Annotated in this window: 18 protein-coding genes; 14 read left to right on the top strand and 4 right to left on the bottom strand. The window is 64.5% G+C overall.

All coding sequences use genetic code 11. The annotated features are described in order from the left end of the window. Positions 1-257 precede the first annotated feature (257 nt). The 10 genes from ACNJX8_RS32935 to ACNJX8_RS32890 all read left to right on the top strand — a co-directional run bounded on the left by ACNJX8_RS32935 (position 258) and on the right by ACNJX8_RS32890 (position 14,036). Complete coding sequence (locus ACNJX8_RS32935) at positions 258-1,910, top strand: OFA family MFS transporter (RefSeq protein WP_439358157.1); 1,653 nt, start codon at positions 258-260, stop codon at positions 1,908-1,910. A gap of 300 nt (positions 1,911-2,210) precedes the next feature. Further along, positions 2,211-3,914 carry an NADH-ubiquinone oxidoreductase-F iron-sulfur binding region domain-containing protein gene (locus tag ACNJX8_RS32930; RefSeq protein ID WP_439358156.1) on the top strand — a complete coding sequence of 568 codons (1,704 nt, stop codon included), beginning with the start codon at positions 2,211-2,213 and terminating at the stop codon, positions 3,912-3,914. Further along, complete coding sequence (gene fdhF, locus ACNJX8_RS32925) at positions 3,911-6,676, top strand: formate dehydrogenase subunit alpha (protein WP_128956396.1); 2,766 nt, start codon at positions 3,911-3,913, stop codon at positions 6,674-6,676. The genes ACNJX8_RS32930 and fdhF overlap by 4 nt, the downstream gene beginning before the upstream one ends. 325 nt (positions 6,677-7,001) lie before the next feature. Then, a complete protein-coding gene (gene ybaK / locus ACNJX8_RS32920) occupies positions 7,002-7,475 on the top strand; it encodes a Cys-tRNA(Pro) deacylase (protein WP_439358155.1) in 474 nt (157 codons plus the stop codon). 220 nt (positions 7,476-7,695) lie between these two features. Next, a complete protein-coding gene (locus tag ACNJX8_RS32915; RefSeq protein ID WP_164940322.1) occupies positions 7,696-8,532 on the top strand; it encodes an N-acyl homoserine lactonase family protein in 837 nt (278 codons plus the stop codon). Positions 8,533-8,643: 111 nt separating this feature from the next. Then, on the top strand, positions 8,644-9,591 hold the full coding sequence (locus ACNJX8_RS32910) for an ABC transporter ATP-binding protein (RefSeq protein ID WP_439358154.1): 948 nt from the start codon (positions 8,644-8,646) through the stop codon (positions 9,589-9,591). Then, positions 9,588-10,289, top strand: coding sequence for an ABC transporter permease (locus ACNJX8_RS32905; protein WP_439358153.1), 702 nt, complete (start codon positions 9,588-9,590; stop codon positions 10,287-10,289). The genes ACNJX8_RS32910 and ACNJX8_RS32905 overlap by 4 nt, the downstream gene beginning before the upstream one ends. A gap of 11 nt (positions 10,290-10,300) precedes the next feature. Further along, positions 10,301-11,890: a Gldg family protein gene (locus ACNJX8_RS32900; protein WP_439358152.1), complete on the top strand. Its 1,590-nt coding sequence runs from the start codon at positions 10,301-10,303 to the stop codon at positions 11,888-11,890. Positions 11,891-11,928: 38 nt separating this feature from the next. Next, positions 11,929-12,948, top strand: a complete 1,020-nt coding sequence (locus tag ACNJX8_RS32895) for a DUF4340 domain-containing protein (protein ID WP_439410296.1) — start codon at positions 11,929-11,931, stop codon at positions 12,946-12,948. Continuing rightward, positions 12,945-14,036 carry a HupE/UreJ family protein gene (locus ACNJX8_RS32890; RefSeq protein ID WP_439358150.1) on the top strand — a complete coding sequence of 364 codons (1,092 nt, stop codon included), beginning with the start codon at positions 12,945-12,947 and terminating at the stop codon, positions 14,034-14,036. The genes ACNJX8_RS32895 and ACNJX8_RS32890 overlap by 4 nt, the downstream gene beginning before the upstream one ends. Before the next feature lie 6 nt (positions 14,037-14,042). On the opposite strand, the gene ACNJX8_RS32885 is transcribed toward ACNJX8_RS32890, so the two are convergent. Then, complete coding sequence (locus ACNJX8_RS32885) at positions 14,043-14,726, bottom strand: GntR family transcriptional regulator (protein WP_128935805.1); 684 nt, start codon at positions 14,724-14,726, stop codon at positions 14,043-14,045. Between the two features lie 150 nt (positions 14,727-14,876). On the opposite strand from ACNJX8_RS32885, the gene tcuA reads away from it, so the two are divergent. From tcuA to tcuB, 3 genes are read left to right on the top strand one after another with little or no spacing between them, the layout of a single operon-like run. Further along, positions 14,877-16,268 carry an FAD-dependent tricarballylate dehydrogenase TcuA gene (gene tcuA, locus ACNJX8_RS32880; RefSeq protein WP_439358149.1) on the top strand — a complete coding sequence of 464 codons (1,392 nt, stop codon included), beginning with the start codon at positions 14,877-14,879 and terminating at the stop codon, positions 16,266-16,268. Between the two features lie 27 nt (positions 16,269-16,295). Next, positions 16,296-17,324: an esterase gene (locus ACNJX8_RS32875; protein ID WP_439358148.1), complete on the top strand. Its 1,029-nt coding sequence runs from the start codon at positions 16,296-16,298 to the stop codon at positions 17,322-17,324. Positions 17,325-17,329: 5 nt separating this feature from the next. Next, positions 17,330-18,430, top strand: coding sequence for a tricarballylate utilization 4Fe-4S protein TcuB (tcuB, locus tag ACNJX8_RS32870; protein ID WP_439358147.1), 1,101 nt, complete (start codon positions 17,330-17,332; stop codon positions 18,428-18,430). 3 nt (positions 18,431-18,433) lie between these two features. On the opposite strand, the gene ACNJX8_RS32865 is transcribed toward tcuB, so the two are convergent. Beyond that, entirely contained in the window at positions 18,434-19,105 is a 672-nt protein-coding gene (locus tag ACNJX8_RS32865; RefSeq protein ID WP_439358146.1) for an esterase/lipase family protein, read from the bottom strand. A 6-nt stretch (positions 19,106-19,111) separates the two neighbouring features. After that, positions 19,112-22,516 carry an acyl-[ACP]--phospholipid O-acyltransferase gene (locus ACNJX8_RS32860; protein WP_439358145.1) on the bottom strand — a complete coding sequence of 1,135 codons (3,405 nt, stop codon included), beginning with the start codon at positions 22,514-22,516 and terminating at the stop codon, positions 19,112-19,114. 672 nt (positions 22,517-23,188) lie between these two features. Between ACNJX8_RS32860 and ACNJX8_RS32855 the strand changes: the two genes are divergently transcribed. Beyond that, positions 23,189-23,809, top strand: a complete 621-nt coding sequence (locus ACNJX8_RS32855; protein ID WP_439362011.1) for a TetR/AcrR family transcriptional regulator — start codon at positions 23,189-23,191, stop codon at positions 23,807-23,809. Positions 23,810-23,823: 14 nt separating this feature from the next. On the opposite strand, the gene ACNJX8_RS32850 is transcribed toward ACNJX8_RS32855, so the two are convergent. After that, on the bottom strand, positions 23,824-25,131 hold the full coding sequence (locus tag ACNJX8_RS32850) for a GGDEF domain-containing protein (RefSeq protein ID WP_439358144.1): 1,308 nt from the start codon (positions 25,129-25,131) through the stop codon (positions 23,824-23,826). Between the last annotated feature and the right edge of the window lie 274 nt (positions 25,132-25,405).

Raw genomic sequence — 25,405 nt, 5'->3', positions numbered from 1 at the left:
GATTTCTGGCACGTACGTTGCTCGTCTCGAGACAGGGTGTTGAGGGGGATGAGGGCGCGATAGCCGTCACAGCAACGCTGCTTGCGAGGCGAAGGGACATCACCCGCGATCAGCTGCTTGCTCGGCGCATATGACGCGATGCGCACCAGACGATTCCGCTTCGGCATGAAGTCCGACCTGTCATGCGCGGCTGCCAAGCTCGCACGGCCGGTCTCAAACCGATGTGCCGGCAAGGCTGCGCTTGGGAGGTAATGCTTATGACGACTGCCGATACCGTTCTTGCACCAATTGGTGCTTCCGGCTTCCTCGATCGTGAACGCACGATCGCGACCGCCGGATTCAACCGCTGGCTGGTTCCGCCGGCAGCGCTGTGCATCCATTTGTGCATCGGCATGGCCTATGGCTTCTCGGTGTTCTGGCTGCCGCTGTCGCGCGCAATCGGCGTCACGGCGCCGAAGGCCTGTCCGGACATGTCGCTGTGGCAGGAGCTCTTCACCACAAGCTGCGACTGGAAGGTCGCGAGCCTCGGCTGGATGTACACGCTGTTCTTTGTCCTGCTCGGCGTCTCCGCCGCGATCTGGGGCGGCTGGCTCGAGCGTGCCGGTCCGCGCAAGGCGGGTGTCGTCGCCGCCTGCTGTTGGGGCGGCGGTCTTCTGATCGGTGCCTTCGGCGTCTACGTCCACCAGCTCTGGATCATGTGGCTTGGTTGCGGCGTGATCGGCGGCGTCGGTCTCGGCCTCGGCTACATTTCCCCGGTGTCGACCCTGATCAAATGGTTTCCGGACCGCCGCGGCATGGCGACCGGCATGGCCATCATGGGATTTGGCGGCGGCGCCATGATCGGAGCGCCTCTGGCCAATCTCTTGATCAACTACTTCAAGACGCCGACCTCCGTCGGTGTCTGGGAGACCTTCGTCACGATGGGGGTGGTCTATTTCGTCTTCATGATGATCGGCGCCTTCGCCTATCGCGTGACGCCGGCCGGCTGGCAGCCCGAGGGCTGGACGCCGCCGAGCGAAAAGAAGTCGATGATCACCGAGCATCATGTGCACCTTAACAACGCGCACAAGACGCCGCAATTCTGGCTGATCTGGTGGGTGCTCTGCTTGAACGTCTCTGCGGGTATCGGCGTGATCGGCATGGCTTCGCCCATGCTGCAGGAGATCTTCGCAGGCAAGCTGATCGGGCATCCGGAGCTGACCTTCAGCCAGCTCTCGGTTGAACAGAAAGCTGCGATCGCAGCGATCGCTGCGGGCTTCGCTGGTCTGTTGTCACTGTTCAACATCGGCGGCCGCTTCTTCTGGGCCTCGATGTCGGATCTCATGGGCCGCAAGAACACCTACTACACGTTCTTCGTCCTCGGCATCGCGCTCTACGCGCTGGCGCCGACCTTCGCGGCGATGGGCTCGAAGCTGCTGTTCGTGGTCGGCTTCGGCATCATCCTCTCGATGTACGGCGGCGGCTTTGCGACCGTGCCGGCCTATCTCGCCGACATGTTTGGCACCCAGTTCGTCGGCGCCATCCACGGCCGGCTGCTGACGGCATGGTCGACGGCAGGCATCATCGGCCCCGTCGTGGTCAATTACATCCGCGAGTTCCAGCTTGCGGCCGGCGTGCCGCGTGACCAGCTCTACAACACCACTATGTACATCCTGTGTGCGATGCTGATCGCGGGCCTGATCTGCAACTACCTGATCAAGCCGGTCGATTCGAAGTGGCACATGAAGGACGCCGATGTCGCCAAGTTGCAGGCGGCGAGCGCCAGCGCCGCAGCCGCGGGGCCGCACGGCTCGTACGGCATCGGCTTTGGCGGACTGGACGCCAAGGCGGCACTGTTCTGGGCCTTCGTCGGCGTTCCCTTGGCCTGGGGTGTGTGGAAGACGCTGGAGAGCGCGGTCAAGATTTTCTGATCGCACATTCATCGCGGGCGGGAGCGCAGCTTGCGCGCTCCCGCCGTAGCCTCGGAGCGGGAGCGCGATACGATTTCGCTATCGCAGCATGGGAAGCCTTTATTGATCTCCAGGCCAATTCAGGCTTCGTTCTATCAGTTGGCGCGTTAGACGAACGCAAGGCCGTGTCCGGGCAGCGATCCAGGGGTTGCCCTTTGAGCCGCGCTTAACTGCTTCCGCGAGCATGATAATTTGCTTGGCATCTGGCATGCCAGCGGCTAGAACTGGAGCCGTTCTAAAGAACGAGATCGAGACGAATCGATGAGCCACGACGTGCACAGGGTCCGCCCGTTCGAGCATCCCGGCGAGGGACGCCGACGCGCCAAGGCCACCCCCAAAGGGCGCCAGGTTGATCCGACCGCTGCGCACGAGATCGAGCTGTTGCTCGGCGACAGGCCGCGGCGGCGCGATCTCTTGATCGAATATCTGCACCTGATCCAGGACAAGTACCACCAAATCTCGGCTGCGCATCTGGCCGCGCTCGCCGACGAGATGAAGCTCGCCTTCGCCGAGGTGTTCGAGACGGCGACCTTCTATGCGCATTTCGACGTGGTGAAGGAAGGTGAACCCAACATTCCACCGCTGACGATCCGCGTCTGTGATTCGCTGACCTGCGCGATGCTCGGCGGCGAGAAGCTCCTGCAGGATTTGCAGAGCGCCTCGGGTCCCGGCATCCGCGTCGTGCGCGCGCCCTGCGTCGGCCGTTGCGATACCGCACCTGCTGCTGAGGTCGGCCACAACTTCGTCGACCACGCGACCGTCGCCAATGTCATGGCGGCCGCGAAGGCCGGCGACACCCACGCGCATCTGCCCAACTATGTCGGCTACGAGGCCTACCTCGCCGGCGGTGGCTACAAGCTGCTCAATCGCCTCCGCTCCGGCGAGCTGCCGAAGGACGATCTCTTGAAGGCGCTCGACGACGCTTCGCTCCGCGGTCTCGGCGGCGCAGGCTTCCCGACGGGACGCAAATGGCGCGCGGTGCTCGGCGAGCCTGGGCCGCGGCTGATGGCGATCAACGGCGACGAAGGCGAGCCCGGCACGTTCAAGGATCGCTTCTATCTCGAAAGCGATCCGCATCGCTTCATCGAGGGCATGCTGATCGGCGCGCATGTGGTGCAGGCATCCGACGTCTACATCTATCTGCGCGACGAATATCCGGCCTCACGCGAGATCCTCGAACGCGAGATCGCCAAGCTCCCGCCGGGCGGTCCGACGCTGCATATGCGCCGCGGCGCCGGTGCCTATATCTGCGGCGAGGAATCTTCACTGCTGGAGAGCATCGAGGGCAAGCGCGGCCTGCCCAGGCACAAGCCGCCTTACCCGTTCCAGGTCGGCCTGTTCGGCCTGCCGACGCTGATCAACAACATCGAGACGCTGTGGTGGGTGCGCGACATCGTCGAGAAGGGCGCCGACTGGTGGAAGGGCAATGGCCGCCATGAGCGTCATGGCCTGCGCAGCTTCTCGGTCTCGGGCCGCGTCAAGAATCCCGGCATGAAGCTGGCGCCTGCGGGCATCACCGTGCGCGAGCTGATCGACGAATATTGCGGTGGCATGGCCGACGGCCATCAGTTTTATGCCTACCTGCCGGGCGGCGCGTCCGGCGGCATCTTGCCGGCATCGATGGATAACATCCCCCTCGATTTCGGCACGCTGGAGAAATACGGCTGTTTCATCGGCTCCGCCGCGATCGTGATCCTGTCGCAGAAGGACAGCGTGCGCGCGGCGGCGTTGAACCTGATGAAGTTCTTCGAGGACGAGAGCTGCGGTCAGTGCACACCATGCCGCGTCGGAACCCAGAAAGCGGCGCTACTGATGCAGAAGCCGGTCTGGAACCGGGCCTTGCTGGAAGAATTGAGCCAGGCGATGCGCGATGCCTCGATCTGCGGGCTCGGACAGGCGGCATCGAATCCGCTGACCACCGTGATCAAATATTTCCCTGACGAGTTCAAGGACGCGGCCGAATGACCAAGATTACGTTCGAGCTTGACGGCAAGCAGGTCGAGGCCAAACCCGGCGAGACGATCTGGCAGGTGGCCCAGCGCCAGGGCCGCGAGATCCCGCACCTTTGCTATTCGCCCGCACCCGATTATCGGCCCGACGGCAATTGCCGCGCCTGCATGGTCGAGATCGAGGGCGAGCGCGTGCTGGCGGCGTCCTGCAAGCGCACGCCATCGGTCGGCATGAAGGTGAAGACCGAGAGTGCGCGCGCCGTCGCCGCGCAGAAAATGGTGATGGAGCTGCTCGTCGCCGACCAGCCGGCGCGCGAGACCTCGCACGATCCGGATTCGAAGTTCTGGCACTGGGCCGAGACCACCGGTGTCACCGAGAGCCGCTTCCCCGCCGCCGAACGCTGGGCGACCGACGCCAGCCATCCGGCGATGCGCGTCAATCTCGACGCGTGCATCCAGTGCGGCCTGTGCGTGCGTGCCTGCCGCGAGGTCCAGGTCAACGACGTCATCGGCATGGCCTATCGCAATGCCGGCGCCAAGATCGTGTTCGACTTCGACGATCCCATGGGCGAATCGACCTGCGTCGCCTGCGGCGAATGCGTGCAGGCCTGTCCGACCGGCGCCCTGATGCCGGCCGTGATGCTCGACGACAAGCAGACCCGCGTCACCTATGCCGACAAGAAGGTCGATTCTCTGTGCCCGTTCTGCGGCGTCGGCTGCCAGGTGACCTACGAGGTCAAGGACGAGAAGGTGATCTATGCGGAGGGCCGCGACGGCCCCGCCAATCACAACCGTCTCTGCGTCAAGGGCCGCTTCGGCTTCGACTACATCCACCATCCGCATCGTCTGACCAAGCCGCTGGTGCGGCTGCCGAATGCGAAGAAGGACGCCAACGACCAGGTTGACCCGGCCAATCCCTTCACCCATTTCCGCGAGGCGAGCTGGGAGGAAGCGCTCGACATCGCGGCCAAGGGCCTGGTCAAGATCCGCGACGAGAAGGGCGTGAAGGCGCTGGCGGGCTTCGGCTCGGCCAAGGGCTCGAACGAAGAGGCCTATCTGTTCCAGAAGCTGGTGCGCACCGGCTTCGGCTCCAATAACGTCGATCACTGCACGCGGCTCTGCCACGCTTCGTCAGTCGCCGCACTTTTCGAAGGCCTGAGCTCGGGCGCGGTGTCGGCGCCGTTTGCTGCAGCGATGGATGCCGAGGTCATCTGGGTGATCGGCGCCAATCCGACCGTGAACCACCCGGTCGCGGCGACCTACATCAAGAACGCAGCGAAGAACGGCGCCAAGCTGTTCGTGATGGATCCGCGCCGGCAGTCGCTGTCGCGTCACGCGACCAAGCATCTGCAGTTCAAGCCGGGCTCCGACGTTGCGATGTTGAACGCGATGATCAACACGATCATCACCGAAGGCCTGACCGACGACCAGTACATCGCGGGCTACACCGAAGGCTTCGAGGAGCTCAAGGAGAAGATCAAGGAATTCACGCCGGAGAGGATGGAGCCGATCTGCGGCATCCCGGCGCAGACGCTGCGCGAGGTCGCACGAACCTATGCGCGCGCGAAATCGTCGATCATCTTCTGGGGCATGGGCATCAGCCAGCACGTCCACGGCACCGACAATGCGCGCTGCCTGATTGCGCTGGCGCTGATCACCGGCCAGGTCGGCCGTCCCGGCACCGGCCTGCATCCGCTGCGCGGCCAGAACAACGTGCAGGGCGCCTCCGATGCCGGCCTGATCCCGATGTTCCTGCCGGACTATCAGCCGGTCGGCCGCGACGACATGCGCGGCGCTTTCGAGAAGCTGTGGGGCCAGGATCTCGATCCGGTGCGCGGCCTGACCGTGGTCGAGATCATGAACGCGATCCATGCCGGCGAGATCAAGGGCATGTACATCGAGGGCGAGAACCCCGCGATGTCCGACCCCGATCTCCAGCATGCCCGCGAAGCGCTCGCCATGCTCGATCATCTCGTGGTGCAGGATCTCTTCGTCACCGAGACCGCGTTCCACGCCGACGTGATCCTGCCAGCCTCGGCCTTTGCCGAGAAGGAGGGCTCCTTCACCAACACCGATCGCCGCGTGCAGCTCGCACGTCAGGTGATCAAGCCGCCCGGTGATGCGCGGCAGGATCTCTGGATCATCCAGGAGATCGGCAAGCGCATGGGGCTGCCGTGGAATTATTCCGGCCCCGGCGACGTCTACACCGAGATGGCGGAGCTGATGCCGTCGCTGAAAAACATCAGCTGGGAACGGCTGGTGCGCGAAGGCGCGGTCACCTATCCGGCCGACGCTCCCGATAAGCCCGGCAACGAGATCATCTTCACCACGGGCTTCCCGACCGCGAGCGGCCGCGGCAAGATCGTGCCGGCCAAGGTGATTCCGCCGGACGAGCTGCCCGACGCCGAATATCCGATGGTGCTGTCGACCGGCCGCGTGCTCGAGCACTGGCACACCGGCTCGATGACGCGCCGCGCGCAAGTGCTCGACCAGATCGAGCCCGAGGCCGTCGCGTTCATGTCACCGAAGGACATGCGCAAGAAGAGGCTCGCGCCAGGCGACTTCATTCGCCTGGAGACCCGCCGCGGCGCCGTCGAGGTCAAGGTGCGCTCCGACCGCGACGTGCCAGAGAACATGGTGTTCATGCCGTTCTGCTACGCAGAGGCGGCGGCGAACCTGTTGACCAATCCGGCGCTCGATCCCTTCGGCAAGATCCCGGAGTTCAAGTTCTGCGCGGCCAGGGCGGAGCGCGTGGAGATGCGCGACGCGGCGGAGTAGGGGCGACCTCCTCCCTGTGGAGTTTGGCGGCGTAGCGCCGCCAAACTCCGCTGTCGTCATCGCGCACGAGGCTTGCCACAGAAACCGCTGTCATGCCCCGGCTTGACCGGGGCATCCAGTACGCCGCGGCGATGTGGTAAGAGCGAGTTTCCAATGCCGGCGTCAGGGATACTGGATCGCCCGGTCAAGCCGGGCGATGACACAGAGGGTGTGGCGCGCAAGAGTGCCCACATCGTCATTGCGAGCGCAGCGAAGCAATCCAGACTGTCTCTCCGGCGGGATTCCGTCGCTTCGCTCCTCGCAATGACGGTGGTAAACGTGACTCATGTCCAAAGTCACCCCCGCCACGCGCGCGCTTGAAGCCGCCGGAGTTGCCTTCACCGTCTACACTTATGACTACGATCCCGATGCCGCGAGCATCGGGCTCCAGGCCGCCTCCGCGCTGGGTGAAGACCCGGCGCGGGTGTTGAAGACGCTGATGGCCTTGGTGGACGGTAAGCCGGTCTGCGTGGTTGTGCCGTCCGACCAGGAAGTCTCCATGAAGAAGCTCGCCGCAATCGTGAGCGGCAAGTCGGCGCAGATGATGAAGCCGCTCGAGGCTGAGCGCCTCACCGGCTACAAGGTCGGCGGCATCAGCCCGTTCGGGCAGCGCAAGCAGGTGCGCACCGTGATCGACCGGCGGGCCGTGACGCAGGAACAGGTGTATCTCAACGGGGGCCAGCGCGGCTTACAGGTGCGGCTCAAGCCGGACGATGCGCGCAAGGTCCTCAAGGCAGTCGTGGCCGACGTGATTGCCTGACCACGCCGGCGCGTTGCACGCGCCATCAGTTGCGGTGCACAAACGCAGCGTCTTGCAGGTTGAATTTATTGCATGCTCGCGTGCATTGATCCTGCACAGCGTCATTAGACTATGGTAGGGTACGACATCCGCTGAAAAAAAGTGCGTCGAAAACAGGGAGGACGACATGCGGGGGATTGCGTCGAAGGTCCTTGGCTCGCTGGCCGCAGGACTTTTTTTTATGTCCGGTGCCGTGATGGCCGCGGAGCCGCCGAAGGAGATGAAGCTCTACGTCTTCTCGTCGGGGGCGCTCAATCTCGACAAGTCGATCATTCAGAATGGCAGTAGTGGCAAGGTCCAGATCCCGGTCGGCTTCTTTCTGATCCGGCATCCGAAGGGCGACGTGCTGTTCGACTGCGGCAACAACGACCGCATCATCAAGGATCCCGACTACTGGGGCCCGTTCGTGAAGGCGCTTGACCCCGGCCGTTCGCCCGACATCGCCATCGACGCACAGCTTGCCAAGATCAACGTCAAGCCGTCCGATATCAAATATGTCGTGCTCGGCCATTTCCACGTCGATCACGCTGGCAACATTGGAAAATTCCTGGACTCGACCTTCGTGTTCCAGCGTGACGAGATCAGGAACGCGTTCTGGCCGGCGCCGGGCTATGCAACCTTCTTCATCTCGGACGACTTCGCCATGCTGCGCAACAGCGTCGGCGGCGGCATGCCGGCAAAGTACAAGACCATCGAGCTCGACGGCGATCTCGACCTGTTCGGGGACAACAGCGTCTTCATCCATCGCACCGTGTCGCACACGCCCGGAAGCCAGATCCTGGTGGTGCGGTTGCCGAAGACCGGAACAGTGGTGCTGACCAGCGACGCCATCTATCTCCAGGAGAATCTGGATAAGAACATCCTGCCGAGCATCGGCAGCGTCTATGATCCGGTCGGGATGCTCGATGCCTATGCCTGGGTAAAGCGGGTCCGCGACACGGAGGGCGCCGACATCATCTACGCCCACGATCCCGACGTGTTCAAGGCGCACAAGCACTCGCCCGAATTCTACGAGTGATCGGTCGCGACATCGGGTCATCTCGCGCAAGTCGTTATCCCGGGTCCCTGTGCCCGGGATTCCGTTCGGTGCTCCGAGGGAGTACCTGCCAGAGGGGTGTCTAAAGTCTTCATGCTTCCGGCTGTCTCTCCGGTCGTTGTCGCCGAGCGCGTGACAAAATGGTACGGGCCGCGGCGCGCTGTCGCCGACGTCTCGTTTTCCATCGCGCCGGGCGAGATCGTCGGACTGCTCGGGCCGAACGGATCCGGCAAGAGCACGATCTTCCGCATGCTTACGGGCTATCTGGTTCCGACGAGCGGGCGCATTGCGGTCGCCGGCCACGACGTGGTTGAGGATTCCATCGGCGTGCGCCGCGCCATCAGCTACGTGCCGGAAGATGCGCCGCTCTACGATCACATGCGGGTCGGCGAATTCCTGCATTTTATGGCGGGGCTCAAGGGCCTGCACGGGGCGAAGGCAAGAGCCGCGGTCGACGAGGCGGCCGAGCGGCTCGACCTTGCGCGCGTCATGAAGCTGACCGCCGGCAAATTATCGCGCGGCTTCCGCCAGCGTGTCTCGATCGCGCAGGCACTCTTGGGCAATCCAGACGTTCTGGTGCTGGACGAGCCGACCAGCGGGCTCGATCCTCATCAGGTGATCGCCGTACGCGACCTGATCCAGTCGCTGGCCGGACGGCACACCGTGCTCATGGCCTCGCACATCCTGCCCGAGATCGAGAAGATTGCTTCGCGGGTGATGATCCTGCTCGATGGCGTGCTGCTTACATCCGATGCATTGAAGGATGCCGCGCCCGATCTCCGGCTTCGCTTGTCGGCGGATGCGTCGCTCGAATCCATTCGCGCTGCGGCTGATGCGGTCGCCGGCGTGCGCGACATCGTCGCCGCTGCCGATGGAGGTGGGCGCTTTCTCGTTGCGGCGGATCGGCGTCCCGCACTTGCCGCCGACCTCTTGTCCGCGCTGGTCGGTGCGCAAATTGCGGTGCGTGAGCTGACCGAGCTGCGGCCCGACCTCGAGCGGGTGTTTCTCGACCTCACCCGCCAGCCGGAGGCGGCCGCATGAGAAGCTTTGCCGTGCTGCTGGGCAAGGAAGCGACAGCGCTGTTCTCTTCGCCGATCGCCTACGTGCTGATGACCGTGTTCCTGCTGATCATGGGCTATAGCTTCACGCTGACGCTGTTCCTCAGCCATCAGCCGAGCATGGTGCACGTCTTTTTCCAGATGTTCGTGCTGTTCATGCTGACCGCGCCGCTGATCACCATGCGCCTGTTCGCGGAGGAGCGGAAGCTCAAGACGCTGGAGGTGCTGCTGACCGCGCCTGTCTCCGAGGTCTCCATCGTGCTTGCGAAATTTCTCGCCGCGATGAGCCTGATCGTGGTCATGCTTGTGCTGTCGGGGGCCTATGCGGCTGCGCTCGCCTGGTTCGGCGATCCGGATTTCGGCCCGATCTACAGCGGCTATTTCGGCCTCTTGCTGTTCGGCTCGGCACTGGTCGGCGCGGGGCTGTTGGCCTCGGCGTTGACGGCCAACCAGGTGATCGCGGCGCTGATCTCGCTCAGCGTGTTCCTCCTGCTCTGGATCATCGACAATTTCGGCTGGCTGCTGCCGAGCCCGTTCGACACGCTGGTGGTGAACCTGTCGCTCTCGGTCCATTTCCGTCCCTTTGCCGTCGGCTCGGTCTACCTGTCCGACGTGGGCTTCTTCCTCAGCGTCACGTTGCTGATGTTGCTGTTGACGGTCCGCGCGTTGGCGCGGCGGTGAGAGGCAACCGAATGACCGGCCCAGCCAGATCGAACGTCGCGCTGCTCGTCCTGGCGGCCGGAGCGATCATCTGCGGCGCACTCGGCTTTGCCGGACTTGGCGAGTCGGCCTCGAAAACCTTGCTGTTCATGGCCTGCGGTCTCACCTTGTTCGCACTCTTCATCGTCGCGATCAGGCTGCCGTTGCGCAGCGGCGGTTCGGCCTGGCTCGCGAACACGTCGATCGTCCTTGCCGCCATCGCCGTCGTGATCGGCGCCAACGTTGCGCTCTATCGCCATGATTTGCACTTCGACGTCAGTCGCGAAGGGCGCAACACGCCGCCGCAGCAACTCACCGACGTGATCGCGCAATTGCGCGTGCCGCTGTCCCTGACCTATTTCTACAATGCCGGCGATGCAAATGCAGTCAACGTCAAGGAACTGGTTCAGACCGCGGCGCGCAATCATGCGCTGTTCGCGTTCCGCGCCATCGATCTCGACAAGGAGCCAGGCCTTGCCCGCGATCTCGGCGTTCGCGCCTACAACACGGCGGTGCTCCAGGCCGAGGATCGCAAGGTCCTGGTCGAGAACGTCATTGATCCCGCTCGCATCGGCTATGCCGCGCTGCGGGTGCTGCGCAAGCGGGTGGAGACTGTGTGCTTCGTCACCGGTCACGGCGAGACGTTTCGGCCGCTGCCTTCGCATTTCCATTTCAGCCATGTCGAGACGCTGAAGGGGCACGAGACGCCCGGCGCCGGCGACGTGCTGGAGGCGGCGCCGGAAGCGCTCGACCGTCTCCAGCTCGCGTTGAACCAGATCGGTTTCGAAATGCGCGAGCTCGTCACGGCGACTGCCTCCAGCATCCCGTCGGACTGCTCGGTCGTGGCCGATGTCGGCCCACGCACCGCCTTTTCCGCTGACGAGGCGGCGCTGCTTGGCGACTATGTCAGAGGAGGGGGCCGGCTTCTGCTGCTGATTGATCCGCTATCGGAGGTCAACGGCGATTTCGAGCGCCTGCTGCTGAGGCCTGTCGGCTTGTCGACCGAGGCGGCGATCGTGATCGATCCCCTCAACCATTTCCGCACCGACGCCGACAAGGTCGCGGTCCCCTATTATCCGCCGCATCCGATCACCCGGCGCCTGGCGTTGACCGTGTTTCCGCAAGTCCGGCCGCTCGCGGTGACGCAGCCGCCAAGCGACGTAAGCACGATCGTGCTCGCGGCCAGCAGCCAGGACAGCTACCTGCGTTCGCCCAGGAATGTCGCCGCTGCGAGCGATGGGGCGGCAACAGGGCCCCGCAATGCCCAGCCGCTCGCGGTTGCTCTCGAGGGGACCTGGCCGGGCGGCGCGCCAGACAAGCGCTTCCGCATGGTCATAGCCGGGACCAGCAAGTTCGCGAGCAACGAATATTTCCCCTATGTCTCCAACGGCGAGCTGTCGCTCGCCACGCTACGCTGGCTCGCCGAGGATGATAATTCGCCAAGTGTCGCGCCGCAGACCTTCAAGCTGCCGGAGATCGTGTTGACCAGCGGCCAGATGCGCGACACCTTCATTGTGCTGGAAGTGCTGTTGCCGCTGAGCACGGCCTTGTTCGGTGTTGCGATGTGGTGGAGGCGGCGGTGAGGGCCGGGGCGGCCGGAGGCGGGACGCCCCGATGGCTGATGCCGCTCCTGGCTGTGGTGCTGGTGGCGCTCCTCGGGCTGCTGGTCCTCAGTGGAGAGTGGCCGGCGCTGCGCAGCAAGGTCGCATTCGCACCCAAGGGCCTCCTGGCTCTCCCGCCGGCTGACGTTCGGAGAGTGGAGATCCGTTCGGATGGTGACAGCGTCGTCCTGCTTCGCAGGGAGGGCGCATGGGCGATCGAGGGGCTGGATGGCACCATGCCGGCTGAGCTCAGGACGCATCTCGAGACGGCGCTGCGGCTCGCCACGGTGAGCGAGCCGGCGCGCGAAATCCAAGCCGGCGAGCTCAGCCCGGCAAGCTTCGCGGGCTTCGGTCTGGACCCACCCGCAACCGTCGCGGTCATCGAGGCCGTCGACGGTACGGCGACGTCGGTGAATGTGGGCGCGCTCAATCCGGCGAACACGTCGCACTATGTCCGGGTCAGCGGTCGCCCCGCCGTATACCTGATGCCGCGCCATGTCGGCGAGGAGTGGCGCGTCACCTTCGACATGACACGCCGCCTGCGCGGTCCGGCCGGCGCCGATGCGGCGAGCCGCGGCAAGAGCCTGTTGCTGCCGGTATCGATGGCACAGGTCTGGGCGCTCGAGATCGTCTTCGCTGGCAAGCTCACCCGTTTCGAGCGCGATGCCGGCGGCAACTGGTTCCGCCATCTCGGTCAGCACAACCATGCCGCCGGTCATGTCATCCACGTTGCCGATCCCGAGCAGGCCCGCATCATCGATGCAGCGTTGCGTGCGTTCGATGCCGCTGCGGTCGAGACGCGGATTGGCGCTGTCGATCCGTCGCAATTGGCGCGCTACGGCCTCAATCTGCCGAGCCTGATCGTTCTGGTCTTCGCGCGCGACGCGTCGGCGCCGCTCGCAAGGCTCGAATTCGGCGCCTCCGCCGACAGCCTCGATCGTTACGCGCGGCTCGCGCCCGAGGGCGCCGTGGTCACGGTGGCCGAGTTCGAGATGCGCCGCTTGACGGAGCTGCTGCGCGCGGTCGGAGCGGGATCATGATGCGAGCGCGCCTGGCGCTGCTCGGCATGATTCTGCTCGGCATCGGCATGCCGGCATGGGCACACCAGGTCAATCTGTCGACCGCACGTGTGGCACTGACCGCCGCTCGCGCCGTGACCATCGAGGCGGCACTCAAGGGTAGCGACGTCGACCGGCTTGTCGGCACGAAGGTCTATGACGCGAAGCAAGATGCGGTTGATCCGGCCGCGGTCGAAATGGCCGCGGCCTCGATCCTGACCTATGTACGATCACATCTCGCGGTAACCGGCGCCGACGGCACGGCGTGCTCGGCCGGGACTGCCGCGATCCTGGCGGACGGCGACGGCATCATCTATCGCAACAGTTTCGATTGTGCCGCCGTGGCCGGTGACATCGTCTATCGCTCCACCGTGCTGACCGAGAGGGATCCCACCGCGCGTCAGGTGGTGCTGGTCGCGCAGAATGGGACCGAGGCGCAGGCGCTGCTCGATTCTGGCAACACGACGATCACGCTGTCCGCCCCCGCACCGCCGCTGTGGTCGACGATGCAACGCTATCTCCTCACCGGCATCGAGCACATTTTCCTCGGCTACGATCATGTCGCCTTCCTGATCGCCGTCGTGCTGTGGGCGCGCCGGCTCATTCCCATCATCAAGATCGTCACCGCCTTCACCATTGCCCATTCGCTCACGCTGTCCCTGGCCGCGCTGGACGTCCTCGCCATTCCGAACCGGATCGTGGAGCCGGCGATCGCCGCCTCGATCGTATTCGTTGCCGTGGAGAATTTCTTTTCGCGCGACATCGACAAGCGCTGGCGCGTGACCTTTCTGTTCGGGCTGATCCACGGCTTTGGTTTCGCCGGTGCGCTTCAGGAGATCGGCCTGCCGCCGAACGCGGTGGTGCCGGCGCTCGCCGCCTTCAACCTTGGCGTCGAGATCGGGCAGGTCGCGATCGTTTCGATCGTGCTGCCGCTGCTTGGCCTGGTCGATCGGCTGTTTGCAGCCGACCGGACGAAGCCAGTGCGGGCTGCGAGGCTGGTCTATGCGGTCTCCGCGGCAATCAGCCTGCTCGGCGGCTACTGGCTGCTGACGCGCGTCTTCGAGGCGTGATCCGCGCTACTGCTTCTGCAGCAGTTTCAGCCGGCAGCGCAGCGCTTCACGGATGTGTGCACGCGCAAGCTGCTCGGCCCTGTCGCCGTCGCGCGCGGCGATGGCGTCGATGATAGCCCGATGTTCGCCGTGGCTGGTTGAAGGACGGCCGGTCACCGTAAAGGTGGTCGGGCCGAGCAGAGCGATCCAGTCCTGCAATTCCCGCGAAGCGTTGTCGAGATAGCGGTTGCGCGCGGCGCGGCAGATGGCTTCGTGGAAGGCGCGATTGAGCCTCGCCATCTCGGCCGCGTCGCTCTCCGATACCTCGACAAGGGCTTGCTCGATATCGCGGAGTGCGTCGATCTCCGTGGCGGAGGCGTGTGCGGCGGCGAGGCGCGCGGCGGCGCCTTCCATGATCTCGCGCATGGCGTAGAGCTCGAGCACCTCGGAGATGTCGAGGCTGCGCACGATCAGCCCGCGGCCGCCGGCCGGCTCGACGAAGCCGCGTGCCGCGAGCCGACCGAGGGCTTCGCGAACCGGGGTGCGGCTGACCTTCAGCCGCTGCGCGACCTCTTCCTCGCGCAGGCGGTCGCCGGCGCGGTAGCTGCCGGCCTGGAGTGCCTCGCAGAGCGAACGGAACACCGCTTCGCCCAGCGCGACACCGCCGCCGCGCGAGATCGTTCCGCCTGTCTTTGCTGGACGTCTGGCCATTGTTCCTCGATGCGCATCCGCCTATGCGGAAATGCAGCTTGCGCCGTCTATGTATATATTTGTATACAAAGGTACGCAACGGCGCCCTGGTTGGGCATGGTCGCTGACGGACAGAATGTCTCTAATCTCGCGTGCCAGCGGGCAGACGGTATGGGCAGCAAGTACGATGTGCTGGTGATCGGCGGTGGCAATGCCGCGCTGTGCGCGGCGATCGCGGCGCGGCGCGCTGGAGCGTCGGTGCTGGTGCTCGAGGGCGCGCCAAAATGCTATCGCGGCGGCAACACCCGCCACACCCGCAACATGCGCTGCGCCCATGACGCCGCCACGGAAATCCTGACCGGCCCCTACACCGAGGAGGAGTTCTGGGAGGACCTGCTGCGCGTCACCGGCGGGCAGACTGACGAGGTGCTCGCCCGTCACATGATCCGGGAGTCCAAGGACATTTTGAACTGGATCGTGGAGCAGGGCGTGCGCTGGCAGCCCTCGCTCGGCGGCACGCTGAGCCTCGGCCGCACCAACTCGTTCTTTCTCGGCGGCGGCCGCGCGATGCTGAATGCGCTTTATCTCACGGCCGAGCAGCTGGGCGTCGAGGTCGAATACGATGCCGAAGTCATCGACCTCGTGATCGAGGACGGCATGTTCCTCGCCGCGCGCCTCAAGCGGCCGATTAACGGCGAGACCGAGATCCGCGCGACCTCGCTGGTTGCGGCGGCCGGCGGCTTCGAGGCCAACATCGAATGGCTCAAGCAATATTGGGGCGAGGCCGCCGACAATTTCCTGATCCGCGGTACGCCCTATAATCGCGGCTCGATCCTGAAGATGCTGCTCGACAAAGGCGTGCAGGAGGTCGGCGATCCCACCCAGTGCCATGCGGTTGCGATCGACGCCCGCGCGCCGAAATTCGACGGCGGCATCATCACCCGCCACGACTCCGTCGTGTTCGGCATCGTCGTCAACAAGCATGCGCAGCGCTTCTATGACGAAGGCGAGGACATCTGGCCGAAGCGCTACGCGATCTGGGGCCGGCTGGTCGCGGCGCAGCCCGACCAGATCGCCTATATCATCTTCGACTCGACCGTGGTCACGAGTTTCATGCCGACGCTGTTTCCGCCGATCACCGGGCAGACGGTGGCGGAGCTTGCCGGCAAGCTGGAGCTGGATCCGGCGGCGCTAGAAAAGACCATCACCGAGTTCAACGCCGCGGTGCGGCCCGGCACCTTCGATCACACGATCCTGGACGACTGTCGCACCGAGGGCATCACGCCGCCGAAGACCCATTGGGCGCGGCGGATCGAGACGCCGCCTTATCTCGCCTATCCGGTGCGGCCCGGCATCACCTTCACCTATCTCGGCACGCGCGTGAACAAGGAGGCGCGCATGCTGATGGCTGACGGCAGGCCGTCGGCCAACATGTTCGCAGCCGGCGAGATCATGGCCGGCAACGTGCTCGGCAAGGGCTATGCCGCCGGGATGGGCATGACCATCGGCAGCGTGTTCGGGCGGATCGCGGGGCGCGAAGCGGCACGCCATGCGAAGAACTAGAATGAAGAAAAGACTTAAGGAGACACCATGTCGCGCCTTGCCATTGCGTTGATCACGGCTTTGCTGATCGTCGGCCACGCTCGCGCCGCCGAGCCGATCACCCTGCGCGACATGGGTTCGTTCCATGTCGGTGGGCGTCTCGTCGAAATCTCCGGCAAGCCGGTGAAGGAGGTCGTGTTCACGCCCGGCGGCGTGCCGGCCAAGGTCGATCCCAACGGCACCTATCAGGTCGAGCAGATGTATGTGCAATACTTCCTGCCGGCAAACGAGAAGGGGGCCTATCCGCTGCTGATGTGGCATGGCGGCGGGCTGACCGGCGTCACCTACGAGACCACGCCTGACGGACGCGAAGGCTGGCTGAATTATTTTCTGCGCAAGGGGTGGGCGGTCTATAATTCCGACGCGGTGGAGCGCGGGCGCGCAGGCTGGGCGCAATACCCCGATATCTTCAAGGGCGAGCCAGTCTTCCTCACCACCGCCAATCCGTTCGAGCGTTTCCGCATCGGCGATGGGCCAAACTCCTACGATCCCGATCCCGCCAAGCGAAAGCTGTTGCCGGGCAACCAGTTTCCGGTCGAGGGCTACGACAATTTCGTCAAGCAGAACGTCCCGCGCTGGACCACGACTGATGATGCGGCCATCGCCGCCTATATCGCCGAGATCGATCGCGTCGGTCCCTCGGTGATCCTATTCCACAGCCAGGCCGGCAGCTTCGGCTTCAAGGTCGCGCAAGCCCGGCCTGACAAGGTCAAGGCGCTGATTGCGATCGAGCCGGCCGGCATCGGCGATCCCGCCAAGGCGGATGTGCTGAAGAACATTCCGACCCTCATCATCTATGGCGACTATATCGAGCGCGATTCGCGCTGGCCCAAGATCCGTGCCAACGGCATCGCCTTTGCGGACGCCATCAAGGCGGCCGGCGGCAGCGTCGACGTCGTCGACCTCCCGCAGGCGGGCATCAAGGGCAATTCGCATATGGTGATGATGGACAAGAACAACCTCGAGGTCGCAGGCCTGATCCAGAAGTGGCTCGAAGCAAAGGGCCTGACGAAGTAAAGCCAATGCACGGAACCAGAATTTTGGACGAAGCTGACCGTCTGATGACGGTCTGCAATTCCTGCCGCTACTGCGAGGGATTGTGCGCGGTGTTTCCGGCCATGGAAATGCGTCGCGCCTTCTCCGACGGCGACCTCAACTATCTCGCCAATCTCTGCCATGCCTGTGGCGCCTGCTATGTCGACTGCCAGTTCTCGCCGCCGCATGAATTCAACGTCAACGTTCCGAAGACGCTGGCAATTGCGCGCGCCGAGTCCTACGCGGCCTATGCCTGGCCGCGGGCGCTATCCGGCACATTTGCGCGGAACGGCCTCGTCATCAGCATCACCGCCGCGCTCAGCATGGCCGCCTTCATACTCGGCTTCGCCGCCTTGAACGACCGCAGCGTACTGTTCGGCGTGCACACCGGCCCCGGCGCGTTCTACAGGCTGATGCCGCATAACGCGATGGCCGCGCTGTTCAGTGCCGCCTTGCTTTATGCGATCCTGGCTCTCGTCCTGAGCGTGCGCGCCTTCTGGCGCGACATCGGTCCGCCGATTGGCGGCCGCGCCGATGGCGGTTCGATCTTTCAGGCGATCCGCGATGCCGGCGAACTGCGCTATCTCCATGGCGGCGGCGTCGGCTGCTATAACGAAGACGACAAGCCGACCGATCGGCGCAAGCTCTATCACCACCTGACCTTCTACGGCTTCCTGCTGTGCTTTGCCGCGACCTCGGTCGCCACGCTGTATCATTATCTGCTCGGCCGCGAGGCGCCGTATCCGTGGTGGGACCTTCCGGTCGTGCTGGGCACGCTCGGCGGCATCGGCCTGATCGTCGGGCCGATCGGCCTGTTCCAGGCCAGGATGCGGCGCGATCCGGCGTTGCTCGACGAGAGCCGCTACGGCTTGGATGTCGGCTTCATCGCCATGCTGTTCCTGACCGGCATCACAGGCATGGCACTTCTGCTCCTGCGCGAGACCGCTGCGATGGGGCCGTTGCTGGCGCTGCATCTCGGCGCGGTGTTCGCGCTGTTCATCACCATGCCCTACGGCAAGTTCGTGCACGGCATCTATCGCTTCGCGGCGCTGGTGCGCTACGCGCAGGAGCGGCGGACGGCGACGTGACCGTTACCCCGGCTGAAAGCGGCCCTCGCGCAGGAAGGCGATCGTCTGTTCGATTGCAATAGTGTGGCGGGGCAATCCGGTATGGGACGCCTTCACGACGATGTGGTCCGCCATGCCGGCGAGCATTGCGCTTTGTACCGACACCCGCCCGTCATTCGGCTTCGGCAGGACGAAGAGGCCGGCGACGGGATCAATGAAGCGGTTTCCCGCGATGACGCCGACGGGATAGTCCACGGGCGGCAGCACGCCCGGCTGGGTCGCCGGCGTGGTGAGCTCCAGACCGGCGGGCCCATAGAATGCGCGGTAGAGCCGAGATCCGCTCAAGAGATCGGCGACCTCGCTGCCGCCATTCGGCGTGCCCAGCATCACGATGCCGCCAAGGCGGGGCGGCCGGTATCTTGCGATGTAGGCTCGCGCGACGAGACCGCCCATTGAATGCGCGACGAAGTGCAGCGGCGCGCTTCGTTCGGCGAAGCGCGCGATTGCCGGGTGGATATCGTCCGCAAGCGCTGCGATTGGCTTCTTGCGGCTGGCATAGTCGATGTTGAGCGTCGCGAACCTGCTTGCCTGGAGCGCCCGTTCCAGCTTGCTCAGGGAAGCAGAGGTCCGCGCGATGCCATGAAGCAGAACCACTCCCGGGCATCGCGCCTCGCCTGTTTGGGGCGCCCCGTGCATCTCTCGTTACGCCACCTCGCGCTCCGGTGCCGACGCTTGCTCGCGGGCCATCGTCGTTGCCGTGACATAGTCGGTCTTGCCGGTGCCGAGCAGCGGCACCTTGTCGACCACCATGATCGTCGCCGGAACGGTCAGCTCGGACGCGCCGATCGTCTTGGCCCGGGCCTGCATCGCGCTGCGCTCGGCGTTCTTCTCCGTCGTCAGCAGCACGATGCGCTCGCCCTTGCGCTGGTCGGGGATCGACACGGCGACCGATGCGGCCTGCGGCCACAGCGTCGTCGCGATGCTCTCGACCGCCGACAGCGAGACCATTTCGCCCGCGATCTTGGCAAAGCGCTTGGCGCGGCCCTTGATGGTGATGAAGCCGGCCGCGTCGATCGACACGATGTCGCCGGTGTCGTGCCAGCCCTCGGCGAGCGGCTCGAGCACGCCGGGATTTTCGGCCCGCAAATATCCGAGCATCACGTTCGGTCCGCGCACCGAGAGGCGACCGCCGTCCTCGATGCCGGGGACCGGATCGAGCCGGCTTTCCATCAGCGGCGACAGGCGGCCGACGGTGCCGGGGCGGTTCGCCATCGGCGTGTTCATCGCCAGCACCGGCGCCGTCTCGGTGACGCCATAGCCTTCGAGGATGCGGATGCCGTAGCGCTCCATGAACACTTGACGCGTCCGATCCTTGACCGCTTCGGCACCGGCGATCACAAGGCGCAGCGTGCGGAAGTCGTAGGCGTGTGCCGAGCGTGCATAGCCGGTGAGGAACGTGTCGGTGCCGAACAGGATCGTGGCGCCGGTCTGATAGATCAGCTCGGGCACGATCCGGTAATGCAGCGGCGAGGGGTACATGTAGATCGGAATGCCCGCCAGCAGCGGCATCATCATTCCGCCGGTCAGCCCGAAGGAGTGGAACACCGGCAGCACGTTGAACACCTTGTCATTGGCATTGGCGTCGACCCGCGCCAGCGCCTGCGCCGCGTTGGCGAGGATGTTGCGATGAGACAGCACCACGCCTTTGGGCGTGCCTTCCGAGCCCGACGTGAACAGCACGACGGCTGGATCGTTCGCCTGGCGCGTGACGCGCGGCGCGGTGCCGGCGAGCAGACCCTTGATCTTGTCGGCGGCACTGATCGAGGCGCGCACATCCTCGAGATACACGACGCGAGCCTCCGCGGAGATCGCCGCCATCAGCTTGTCCAGCTTGCCCTTCTCGATGAAGGCCTTCGAGGTCAGAATGGTCTTGACCTGCGCGGCCTTCATGGCGGCGGTCACGTTGACCGGGCCCGCCGAGAAGTTGAGCATCGCCGGCACCCGACCGATGTTTTGTAGCGCCATGAAGACGACGGCGACGCCCGCCGAGTTCGGCAGCAGCACGCCGACATTCTCGCCGGCCGAGGTGCCGTTCTCGAGCTTGCGGCTAAGCACCTGCGCGCCGAGGATCAGCTTGCGATAGGTCAGCTTGGTGCCGAGCGCGTCCTCGATGATGACCTTGCCGGTGTCGCGATCGCGGTAGGCGTGCCCGAGCGCTTCGAACAGGGTGTGATCGAGCATGGCATTCTTGACGAGGGCGTCGATCATCACGTCCTGGAGTGCGTTGCCGGCGGCGTTGCGGCGCGCCTTGCCCTTCAGCGACGGGTCAACCGGCAGCTTGACCGGCGGCAGGATGGTAACGGTCACGCGCGGGAACCAGGAGCGCTTGATCTGGCTGCTGTTGAGATAGCTGAGATGGGAGCGCTGCGCGCCTTCGATGCGGACCGGCACGACCACGGCGTCGGCCTTGTCCGCGATCATCGCGGTGCCGTCATAGACCTTCATCAGCGAGCCGGAGACGGTGATGCGTCCTTCCGGAAAAATGACCACCGGCTCGCCGGCGGCGACGAGCTTGATCAGGTCGCGCGCGGCCAGCGGCTTGGTCGGATCCATGGTGTAGTGCTTGACCACGCGCAGGAACGGCTTGGCCCACCAAGCCTTGGAGATGCCGGTATCGACCGCGAAGCTGGCGTCGATCGGCAGCACGGCGTGCAGCAGAGGGCCGTCGATCAGGCTGACATGGTTGGGCGCGATCAGCATGCGCGTGCCGGCGGGTGGCAGGTTCTCGAGCCCGCGAACCTCAGTGCGGAACAGTGCACGGAACAGCAGTCCGCCGAAGTCGCGCACACCTTCCTTGCCCCACTTGGTCAGGACAAACCACACCGCGCCGAAGCTCGCGACGCCGAGGCCGAAGAAGATCCAGCCGACATGCAAGCCGCCCGCCTGCAACAGCGCGACGAACAGCGAGCCGACCACCATGAACGCGGCCTGCAGCACATTGCCGGCGGCGATGATGCGGGCGCGCTCGGACGGCGCTGACCAGGCCTGGACGGCAGCAAAGGAGGGAACGACAAATAAGCCTCCGCCGAATGCAAAGGCGACGAAGTCGATCATCATGCGCAGGCCCGCGAACGAGGTCGCGAAACCGGCCGCGGTGATGTCCTGACCCTTGGTGGTCACGGCGATGGCCCAGGCGAGATCGAGGCCAGAACATCCCATGATGATGGCGCCGATCGGCACCAGAGCGAGGTTCGGGCGAACGTGGCTCAGGCTGGCGGCGAACAGCGAGCCGATGGCGATGCCGATCGCGAAGATCGCAAGACACAGCGTCACCACGCCCTCGGTGCCACCCACGACGTCCTTCACCAGCGCCGGCAGCAGCGACAGCACGATGGCGCCGACCAGCCAGAACCAGGAGACGATCACGGTGCCGTCCCACAGCCGGTGGTCGGCGTGCAACGTCCTGAGCAGGCTGAGCGTCGAGGTCCAGGGATTGGCGGTGACGGGCAGTTCGGGCGCAGACGGCGTGGTCGCGGGAATGCGGGAGGCGAAGGCCCAGGACAACAGGGCCAGCACGACCACGGCCGATGCGACCCAGCCCATATGCGCGGAGCCGGCCACGAACTGGCCGCCGGCGACGGTGCCGAGCAGGATAGCCATGAAGGTCGCGCCTTCGACCAGCGCGTTGCCGGTCGCGAGCTCGCCGAGCTCGAGCTGGTCCGGCAGCATGGAATATTTCACCGGGCCGAACAGGGCAGCGATGATGCCGAACAGCGCGAGCGCTGCGAACAGCAGCGGCACCGAATGCAGGAAGAAGCCGGCGGCGGCAAAACAAGCGGCGAAGATCTCGGCGAATTTGAGCCGCCTTGCGACGACGGACTTGACGTATTTGTCGGCGAGCTGGCCGCCGAGCCCGGACAGGATGAAATAGGGAAAGATGAAGACGGCGCCTGCGATCGTCACCAGCGCATCGCCATGGCCGGTCGCGGCACTGTAAAGCAGGATGATGACGAGTGCGTTCTTGAGCACGTTGTCATTGAGCGCCGAGAAGAATTGCGCCCAGAACAGCGGCGCGAAGCGGCGTGACGACATCAATTCCCTGATCATGACTAGTCCTGTTTTGAAAAAGGCAGCCTGAGATTCGTTACGTTGTCTGTGAAGCGTCACGACCGGAAGGGTGTGGACGAACGATTGCAGGGTGACGATGTTGCCGGCCTGCTTTGTCCCCTCGATCCCTCCGATCCTGTTGGTCTCCAGCTGGTCTTGTTAGGTTCGCAAATATCTGGTCGCGGCCAGGTTCGGCCGGAAACGCCTTGTCGGGATATCGGCCCAGCAGTGAGGAAAAGCTGAACCGCATTGTCTAGCGCCGCGGTGTCGGTTGCGAATGTCGGGACATGGTGAGTCCTTTGTTGCAACCGGATATTGCATTCGAACCGATCGGAACGTGCCGGCTGCGCCGTCTCAGGTGAGATGGGCGAGGTGGCGAAAGGGCGAGAGGCGGCCGAGCAGGCTGAACCGGCGGCCCTCGTGACGCGCACGGGCACGGCTCTTCCGCCACATCCGGAAGGTCGCGCGCCGCTCGGTGAGCACGCCGGCGATGTCGCAGGCATTTGCAATGCGATCGATCGGGGCCATGGCGAACCGCAGCAGGGCCCGGCCAAAGCCGGTCACGAGAGCTGCGGCGTCATCGAGGAAGGTGGCGGCGATATCAACAGCGAGGGTTTGCATTTTGCAGATCTCCGGGTTAATTTGAACAATGTTCAAATGAGTAGCTTGAAAATGAACAATGTTCAAGAAGAATCGTTGCGCGGGCAGAAAAAAAATCGGCGACGGCTTCAGATCGTGGAGATCGCCCGCGGCATCATTTCCGCTAAGGGGCTGAGATCATTGAAGGTTCGGGATGTCGCGGAGGCTGCCGGCTGCTCGGTCGGCAGCGTCTATAACGAGTTCGGCGACTTCGATGGGGTGATCCTGACCGTGAACCGGGAGACGGTTCAGGCGCTCACGGCGCGGCTGCGCGGAGTTCCTGCCGATGATCCCGTTCGCCAGCTCTATGGACTTGCCGCGACCTATCTCGACTTCTTTGCCGAGCACGCCAACCTGTTGCGCTCGCTGTTCGAGCATCGGATGGAGGACGATCGTCCCTATCCCGACGACATCCTTCAGATGGTCATGGATGCCTTCGCGTTGATGCATCCACCCCTGGTGCGGCTATTGCCGGATGCGGATGACGTGAAGATCGCGCTGTTGTCGCGCACGCTGTTTTCCGCGGTGCATGGAATCATCTCGCTCGGCCTCGAGGAGCGCATGGTGGCCGTGCCGCCGCAGATGCTGCGCCAGCAGATCGAACAATTTGTTGACGCCCATCTCGCCGGCCTCGGCATTTTGCCTCGGCGGTGACGGGGCGGGCAGCGTCAAGCGCGCGCAGCTTCGCGTGGCCGGGCTGTCACGACGACGACGTCCGGTCTCCCGCCGTCGACCTGGACCCGGTTACGTCCCTTTTCCTTGGCGCGATAGCAGGCTGCATCCGCACGCCGCATCGCGTCCTCGAGCGTGGTGTTGCGGTCGGCGATGCAGGCAACGCCGATGCTGGCGGTCACCGCAAAGCAACGGTCGTCCCAGGCGAAATTGAACAGTTCGAACGATCGGCGCAGCCGTTCGGCGATATCGACAGCTTTCGCGGGCGGGCACCAGGGCAGGATCAGGCCGAATTCGTCGCCGCCGAGCCGGGCCACCTGATCATGCGCATGCCGATCCTGTTGCAGAAGGCGCGCCACCTGGCACAGCAGGCGGTCGCCGGCGAGATGACCGCAGCTGTCGTTGACGCTCTTGAACTGGTCGAGATCGAGCAGGATCAGGCCCAGCGAACCCGCCGCGGCATTGTCCAGCTCGCTTTGCAGACGCGCCTCGAAGGCGCGGCGGTTGGACAGGCCGGTCAGCCAGTCGTGCGACGCCTGCCAGGCCAGGCGCTCCTTCTCGGCGTGCAAGGCATCCTCGAATGCCTGTCGCTGCAGCACCAACCGCCGCGTATGCCAGATCAGGAGCAGGATCAGCGTCGCGGCGGTGACGATGTTGATGCAAGTCAGCGTCAGCTTGATGGCACGGGAGCCTTCACCGAGGACAGTGGAGAACCGCTTGGCATGCACCGTGAATTGGGTGTTGAGATCCGAGAGGCGCGACGACAGGAATTGCAGGCGGTCGTCGTCTTGAATGGGGCCGTTCTCCAGCTCGGAGCGGATCACCTCGCCGAACACGCTCAGCTCCAGCAGCATGGGATCGGTGGCAGCCCATTCGCGAATCGCTTCCTGGAGGAAGCTGACGCGATTGAAGTAGCGAAACAGCCAGATCAGTCCCGGCACGTCATCGGGATGGTTGCCGCCTTGCAGGAAGCCGATGCGGGCGACCTCGACGTCGACCGGATCGCGCTCGAGCGCCCAGCGCGCGAACTCGTCGCCAATGGGAACGGCGAGGGCGGCGCGGTATTGTGCGAACTGGCTGGCGTCGCCCGAATGCAGGTAGCGATGGAGGAAATAGACGGCGTTCTTCTGCGAGCGCGACCACAACGCTTCCCCTGCAACATAGGCGCGGACCGAGGACATCACCTCGAGGCTGAATCCCGCGATCGCCGCCTGGAGCAGGACGACCATCACGAAAGGCGAGACGAGCTTGATGACGTGAAGGAAACTGTGTCCCTTCGTCGACGTCGCTGTTCTGCGAAACACCCTGCGTTCCCCCAAATCGATCAACGATCCCAGCGGAACGTTGGCCTACAACGCGAAGTAGAGCAGAATGTTGCTTAACTCGACCTGAAAACGCGAGCGACTGCACCGCACGGTGAAGGCGCTGTGAAGTGGATGCGCGCAGATAGCGTCAAATACCGGTCAATCGGAACTGGCGCGGCATCGGCGAACCAATGCTTCGCATTCATCGTGCGCCGTTTACCCGATCGAGAGGAGTCCAGTCCGCTGCTAGAGCATGATGAGATAAGGCTCGATA

Source organism: Bradyrhizobium sp. SPXBL-04, assembly GCF_051853035.1.
Lineage (GTDB): Bacteria > Pseudomonadota > Alphaproteobacteria > Rhizobiales > Xanthobacteraceae > Bradyrhizobium > Bradyrhizobium zhanjiangense.
The sequence above is the reverse complement of the archived record's forward strand: the minus strand, read 5'-3'. Positions and strand labels throughout refer to the sequence as shown.